The sequence below is a fragment of the Streptococcus sp. E17BB genome (assembly GCF_041807725.1).
Lineage (GTDB): Bacteria > Bacillota > Bacilli > Lactobacillales > Streptococcaceae > Streptococcus > Streptococcus entericus.
Window position 1 is genome coordinate 53,923 of sequence record NZ_JBGTZC010000009.1, and the last position, 6,983, is coordinate 60,905.

Here is a 6,983-nt window from a genome sequence, read left to right on the forward strand (position 1 = left end):
GAGAAATGGCAGATCTTATTTTCTGGTTGGATGATGGGGTAGGCGTTTGGCGTAGCCATCTTTATTTTCCTGACGAGCCCGTCCGATAGCCACTGTGTCTGTGCCCACATCCTTGGTAATGGTGGATCCAGCCGCTGTCAGGGCATTGTCTTCGATCGTCAAGGGAGCAATCAAGGTCGAATTGCTGCCGATAAAGACGTTATTGCCAATCACCGTCTTAAATTTATGCTTGCCATCGTAGTTGACCGTGATAGTGCCTGCACCGAAATTGACATCTGACCCAACCTCTGCATTGCCAATATAGGTCAGGTGGCCTGCTTTGCTATTTTCTCCGATAGACGATCCCTTAACCTCGACGAAGTTGCCGATATGAACGCCTGTCGCAAGGCTAGAATCTGGGCGAATGTGGGCATAAGGGCCGACGGTGACATGATCTGCGATGACCGCATGCTCAATGTCAGAATTGCTAATCACTACATCGGCACCAATCTGGCTGTCCACCACCCGTGTGCCATTGGTCAATACTGCCCGCTCACCGATGGTGGTCTGTCCCTTGAGAACGACATTGGCCTCGATAACCGCTTCTGCTCCAATCGTGACATCAATATCAATATAGGTCGCATCAGGTTGGGTGAAGGTTACGCCATTCACCATGTGGGAGGCGTTGATGCGTTTGCGCATGACTTGTTCCGCTGTCGCCAGAGCAATGCGGTCATTGACCCCTAGGCTCTCATCAAAGTCCCGCAAGACATAAGCGCCGACCTTCTCACCTGCCTGACGGAAGATAGAAATCACATCGGTCAGGTAGTACTCGCCTTGAGCGTTATCTGTATTGAGCTCCTTCAGGGCTTCAAAGAGGCGTTTATTGTCAAAGAGATAGGTTCCTGTGTTGATTTCCTTGATTTGCTTCTCGAAGTCGTTGGCGTCTTTTTGCTCGACAATCTTGAGGACTTCGCCGTCGGTATTGCGGATAATCCGTCCGTATCCAAAAGGATTGTCCGCTTGAGCAGTCAAAATCGTTGCGACGTTTTTGTGGCTGATGTGGAAATTGATGAGATTTTGCAGGCTCTCTCCTGTAATCAAGGGGGTATCTCCTGCAATGACCAAGGTATGCCCTTCCAGTCCTGCCAAGGCAGGATCTGCCATCATGACCGCATGCCCTGTCCCTAACTGCTCGCTTTGCAGGGCAAAGTCAGACTGCCCAGCCAAGACTGCTTCGACCAGCTCTGCCTTGTGACCGACAATGGTCTGAATCTTTGCAGGCTGGATGGCTGATACCGCACGAAAAACATGCTCCAACATGGAAATCCCTGCCACCTTGTGCAAGACCTTGGGCAAATCAGACTTCATGCGGGTTCCTTTACCCGCTGCGAGGATAATAGCGTAATTTGACATGTGTGTTTCTCAATTCTGTATAAAATTAGAGAGTGAAAGTGAAACAGAAATCGGTAGTTCGCAAGAATTCGATTTCGTCGTCCCACCTCCGCATAGCTCAAACGGTCAGGAAAACGACTGTTTGAGGTTGGAAATTTGGGAAAGACATTTCCCTCATTCGTTAGGGCTGTAAAAACTGATAAAATCAGCGTATTAGAGCCCGCTAGCAGTGGTTCATTGGCGCTAAAGCGCCTAATGAACTGTGCAGGCAACTCTAAAACTGGCAAAGCCAGTGAGAGTTACTCCCAACCACTGCGTTTTGTTTAGTTGGTTATAATAAAAAATGCAGAAACTAGGACTTTTGCCCCAGCCTCTTGCATTATACCATAAAATAGTGAAAGTGTTAAGCTAGATACCAATCCCGATACCGTAAAGGTGAAGATTGCCTTGTACCTGATCCATGTGAAAGGCATCGTAGGCTCGCCAAGCTTGCCTAGCAGGTTCAGTCAGCTCTGCCGCCCCTAGCCCAACTGAAACCGAAAAACTCTTATGAAAACGCTCAAGAGCAATCAGAACCTTATTGTCTGCTGTTTTGCTTTTTCGAACAATAGCTAGTACCTCATCCAGCAATTCGCGCATACGACGGTCATCGTAAGAATTTGGTGCCGTTGTTGCAAACTGACTTTGTAGGTCTTCCAAGAGGCGCAAGGCGTCTCGAATCACTTGTGTATCTACCATGATAAACACCTCTTTCATTAATTGATGGCTTTATCATACGCCTTTGTGATTGAAAGGTAAAGCAAAAAGAGGTAAAGAATGACTAACCGTTCGCACTTGTCGCCATCTCCAAGACTGCCATCACAGCTCGGCTATGATCGAGGGAAGACTTAGCTACAGTGGTATCCCCTGTGCGAATCATCTCTTCAAAAGCCACAAACTCGGCATACATGCGATGATGAGGGCTGTTTTGGTCACTGGTCTGGCTATCCTGCCCATTGAGGGTTAGGGTAACTGATGGCATGGCGTTGGTTGGCCCATTTACCATCAGCGATCCCTTATCACCTTGGATGGTGGAGCTGATGACCGCTGAGCTGTCTTTTGACCCGATACAGACTGCCTTGAACTGCCCGTAATTCATGGTCAAAATACCTGACGTGTCCACGCCCCGCTCCATATTTGGCAGATAGGTGGCTGACAGGGGCTTGCCAAAAAGCCCCACGACCAGATGAATGTTGTAGATATTTAAGTCACGAAGAGCCCCGCCACCCATCTCTGGGTTGAAAGCTGGAGCAATTTCCCCTCGCTTAAAGGCATCATAGCGGGAGCTATACTGAGAGTAGTTGCAGGTCACGATTTTGATGTCCCCCAGCTGGGCAAGCCGCTCTTTCATGTACTGGAAATTCCCCAGATACTGGTTGGTAATGGCTTCTAGCAAAAAGAGCTTGCGCTGCTCAGCTATGGCCACCAAATCCTCCAACTCGTGCGCACGCAGGGTAAAAGGCTTCTCGCAGATGACGTGCTTGCCTGCCAGAAGTGCCTGACGGGCATAGTCGTAGTGGGTGTTATTGGGCGTGCCGATGTAGATGGTGTCAATGGCAGAGCTGGTCAGGAGGTCTTGGTAGTCGCTGGTCGCAAGCGGTATCCCATACTGGCCAGCCAGCTCCTGAGCAGTCGCCAAACTGCGTGGCGTGGACAAAATCCCCCCAAGCTCAATGCCCTCAATCGTCGTTAAAACAGGTAAGACCTCCTTAACAATCATGCCTGTGCCGAGTAATCCTAGTTTCATCATTTCTCCTCTTTAATTTGTTATCATTTAGTGATTTTTGCCACTCGTCGTGCCATGATGATGGTCAGCACAATGCGAAGTAGCAATTGTGCAATCAACAGCCACATGAACAGGGGCGTTGAAGCTGCTGTTTTGTTAAAAACAATATAGTCCCATAGCCCATGATCCACTGCACACCAAGCAATTTTTTGCGTAAACAAGTAGAGGTGGGCATAGTAAAATCCAAGTACAGTCGTCATAATGACTTGGGCAACGACTGCCTTAATATCGCTACCGGCAAAAATGTTGATGGCATGGAAGGCACCAAATGCTAGTGCCGAATAAATAATAGCTTTTCGAGTCGGAAACTGTTTTAGAAAATAAGGCAAAAGCACTCTTCTGAAGAGAAATTCCTCGCCGAAACCAACTAATAACGTTCCAACAAGAGGCAATAAAACAGCGACGTTAAATTGAGATTGCCCCAGCCACACAAGAATCAAGGTCACCACTAGCGGTAAAAAACCACTCAAAAAATAATGGCGCTGAGGAGAGATGTCGTTCGGCAAAGTCAATCTTTCGTGATGCTTCCAAACATACCAACTCGTCATAGCAACCAATACTAGCAAGAACGGAATCTCAGCTACAATAAACCCACTATCCTGATAGGAAATTCTTTTGATGTGGAGATTGTAGATAAAACTCAATAACATGACAGCAACATAAGCTGTTGCTAAGCTATATACACTTTTTTTATCAGACATCAGCGTCTCCTTTTTGTTTTATTTTTCTAATACTAATCTATCAAAAATAAAGCAAAAAGTCTACCCATCAAAAAACTCTGATAAGGTTTCTTTAAGGTTGGGTAGTGGCCTTGGAGCGAAGACCTAAGATGAACTTTAGAGAGTTACGCGACTTTAGACCGCATTTTATCCCATCTTTACTATCCCAAATAAAGACACGGGAGCCAATCCAAAAACGAAGGTAAATAGACTGAGGTGCTATGGGTCTGACCCAGCCTTTTACCTCGTACTCTGTACCATCGCTTGCCTCAAATTCTGTCCTCATGAATCAACGGTTGCCAAAGCCAATTTCAAGATATTTTGTCATTTCAATCCCCAATTCCCAGCAAATCGAACACTTCATAGCCCAACTCACTCTAACCTTGCCTCTTCAGACTATGGAGAGACAAAAACTCGCTAGCATTAATGTACAGCCATTCGAAACAGCACAGCTCTAAAACAGGTAACACAGTTCAGATAGTCAGAAAGAAGTTTTGGAGCCATTCGAAACAGCACAGCTCTAAAACTTTCGTTGTCAGTATGCCAGCCTTTCGACAGTTTTGGAGCCATTCGAAACAGCACAGCTCTAAAACTATCTATGATGACAATGCCCAGATGGTGCGGTTTTGGAGCCATTCGAAACAGCACAGCTCTAAAACACTTTATTTGAGAACATGATTTATGCAAATGTTTTGGAGCCATTCGAAACAGCACAGCTCTAAAACCGGTAAACGAGAAAGATTTATAGTAACCTTGTTTTGGAGCCATTCGAAACAGCACAGCTCTAAAACTTATATACCATTCTTGACAGTTAAGCAAACGTTTTGGAGCCATTCGAAACAGCACAGCTCTAAAACAGAACTTGCCGGAATAGTCCCTGAGGACCTGTTTTGGAGCCATTCGAAACAGCACAGCTCTAAAACCTCGTAGACAATCTTTTTCCTTCAAGATTTCGTCATCGCACTGCTCGTCTCAGCCAGACTTCAGTTTCGTCCGGCTCCTTTATAAATACTATTATACCATATTTTCTGTAATTAAAAAGCAATCCTTAGCATTATTTCAACCCCCAGCCGCCGTCAATGCGTATAATCTCTCCCTGCATGGATTGGGCTTTGCCAGAGGCGAGAAAGAGGGTCAGCTCTGCGATTTCCAGAGGCTGGGTATAGCGACCGATAGGGGTTTGATCTGCGACCCAGCTAGCTAGACCTCCCGGTTCAAAGTCTGCCTGCGTCATGGCTGTCTGCACCGCTCCTGGGGCAATGCCAAAGACCTGAACCCCATCCCGAGCGTAGTCAAGAGCCAGCTGTTTGGTAAAGCCTGCAAGGGCGTGTTTGCTAGCCGTGTAAGCAGAACCACCCCCCCCTGCTAGAAAACTCGCAATGGAACACATGGTGATGATGATCCCTGACTGACTCGCCACCATCTGAGGCAGATAGAGACTGACCAACCGTGTCACACTGAAAACATTGGTCGCAAAAATCCGCGCCATGTCCGCCTCCGTCGTCTCCAGATGAGGCTTATAATCGTCTAAGACCCCCGCTGTCAGGCACAACACATCTGGACAGGGACAAAAATCCACAACTCCTGCCACATCACCTGTCAGATCCAGCCGCAAAAAATGAAAGTCTCCCTGCAAGTCAGGAGCAAGAACACAGTCCACCCCATAAACTGTCCAGCCATTTTCTAAAAATAGCTGAGCTTGAGCCAGACCGATGCCTGAGGAGACACCTGTTACGAGGACTGTTTTAGTCATGGACTTCCACCCAATCTGTCGCCAGCACATCGCACGGCGTCGGGCTCCACATGGAGAAGCCCTCTCCCTCACCCGTCACATGGACGAGAAAGTAGGGCGTTGCTTCCAGCTTTTGCCCATTGACCTCAATGGTGTCAAAGAGCTGGACATAATTTTCAGCCCCACCCCAGCCTGTACGAACGTATTTCTTCTTGGCCTTTAGCCCCGGTAAAATCTCTTCAAATGTCATGATTGTCTCCTTTATCGTCTGTAATCGTTGATTTAATAGGCTTTTCAATTAGCCTATGAGTTCTAAAATATAAATTTGTTCACCTTTTTGTGGACTTATAAAGAATTTATGGCTTTTTCGTAATAGGAAACAACCTCTTTTTCTTTGTCTTTTGATAGGTGTCCGTAAATATCCATAGTCATAGCTAAAGTAGCATGACCTAGACGATATTGTAATTCTTTATAGCTGATACCAGCATTGAGCAATAAACTAGCGTGAGTGTGTCGGAAAGCGTGAAAGGTAAATCTAGGGATAGCAATTTCAGCACACCGCCTGTCCAGACTGTCCTGTCTAGTCGCCATGTTTTGGTATTCTTTCGTAGCGGTCGCAAGCACCACAGCAGAAACACGCGCCCCAGTCTCTATAAATAATTGTCGTTGCCTATTCTTGTAAAGGCGTAGCAGATTGATTGTTTTCTTGTCTATGCTTATGACCCTTACCCCTGCTTTACTTTTTGGCGTACCAATTAACTTTAATAACCTACTGTAATTCTTGGTTATGCTAATAGTACCGTTATCTAGGTCAATATCAGACCATTCTATGGCTACTACTTCCCCAAAACGGCAACCAGTAGCAAGTAAAACGCTGTATAAGACATAATCAAAGAAATGGCTAAATTTCTTATTGGCTAGCTTTTCCATGTAAGTCATTAACGCTTTTAAATCTTCTGGAGCTATGAACTTAATAGCCTTATTTTCCCTTTTTGGTACTTTAGGCAATATAACATCACGCGCAGGATTGAATGGCAATAACTGGAGAGATACCCCATATTGTAAGACACGCCTATTGATAGAGTGGACAACGCCATAATGTACCAACTCTCTAGATAAATCATTAATAAAACCTTGAATATAGCTAACAGATAGCTTATTTAATTTCAAAGCGCCAAAGACTGGTATTAAGTGATTATAGAGCATTCTGAAAAGTCACCCCTTTTCTGTACAATTTTTATAAAGTGTTTTTGTTAAGCGATAACTCGCTTAACCATAGGTGTTTGGTAATCGAGACTACCGTGAATGCGATGATGGTTCCACCAGTGGACAT

General features: G+C 45.8%; 7 protein-coding genes, 1 pseudogene and 1 CRISPR repeat array. All 8 genes and pseudogenes read right to left on the reverse strand.

Annotated elements, in window-relative coordinates:
• Positions 1–15: 15 nt before the first annotated feature.
• Complete coding sequence (glmU, locus tag ACERC7_RS03420) at positions 16–1,395, reverse strand: bifunctional UDP-N-acetylglucosamine diphosphorylase/glucosamine-1-phosphate N-acetyltransferase GlmU (protein WP_373666150.1); 1,380 nt, start codon at positions 1,393–1,395, stop codon at positions 16–18.
• Between the two features lie 387 nt (positions 1,396–1,782).
• The gene (locus ACERC7_RS03425; protein WP_373658770.1) at positions 1,783–2,112 is read right to left on the reverse strand and encodes a hypothetical protein; all 330 of its coding nucleotides are present in this window, start codon (positions 2,110–2,112) and stop codon (positions 1,783–1,785) included.
• A gap of 82 nt (positions 2,113–2,194) precedes the next feature.
• Positions 2,195–3,160 carry a Gfo/Idh/MocA family protein gene (locus tag ACERC7_RS03430; RefSeq protein WP_373666151.1) on the reverse strand — a complete coding sequence of 322 codons (966 nt, stop codon included), beginning with the start codon at positions 3,158–3,160 and terminating at the stop codon, positions 2,195–2,197.
• Positions 3,161–3,183: 23 nt separating this feature from the next.
• The gene (locus ACERC7_RS03435) at positions 3,184–3,900 is read right to left on the reverse strand and encodes a CPBP family intramembrane glutamic endopeptidase (RefSeq protein ID WP_373658773.1); all 717 of its coding nucleotides are present in this window, start codon (positions 3,898–3,900) and stop codon (positions 3,184–3,186) included.
• A gap of 91 nt (positions 3,901–3,991) precedes the next feature.
• Positions 3,992–4,204, reverse strand: coding sequence for a DUF3977 family protein (locus ACERC7_RS03440; RefSeq protein ID WP_373666152.1), 213 nt, complete (start codon positions 4,202–4,204; stop codon positions 3,992–3,994).
• Between the two features lie 139 nt (positions 4,205–4,343).
• A CRISPR array of direct repeats spans positions 4,344–4,841; the repeat unit is 36 nt; unit sequence GTTTTGGAGCCATTCGAAACAGCACAGCTCTAAAAC.
• 131 nt (positions 4,842–4,972) lie between these two features.
• Entirely contained in the window at positions 4,973–5,671 is a 699-nt protein-coding gene (locus ACERC7_RS03445) for a 3-oxoacyl-ACP reductase (RefSeq protein WP_373660317.1), read from the reverse strand.
• Positions 5,664–5,900, reverse strand: coding sequence for a DUF2829 domain-containing protein (locus ACERC7_RS03450; protein ID WP_373666153.1), 237 nt, complete (start codon positions 5,898–5,900; stop codon positions 5,664–5,666). Before ACERC7_RS03450 ends, ACERC7_RS03445 begins: the two co-directional genes overlap by 8 nt.
• Positions 5,901–5,995: 95 nt before the next feature.
• Positions 5,996–6,859, reverse strand: a pseudogene (locus ACERC7_RS03455) (tyrosine-type recombinase/integrase); the annotation flags it as partial.
• Positions 6,860–6,983 lie beyond the last annotated feature (124 nt).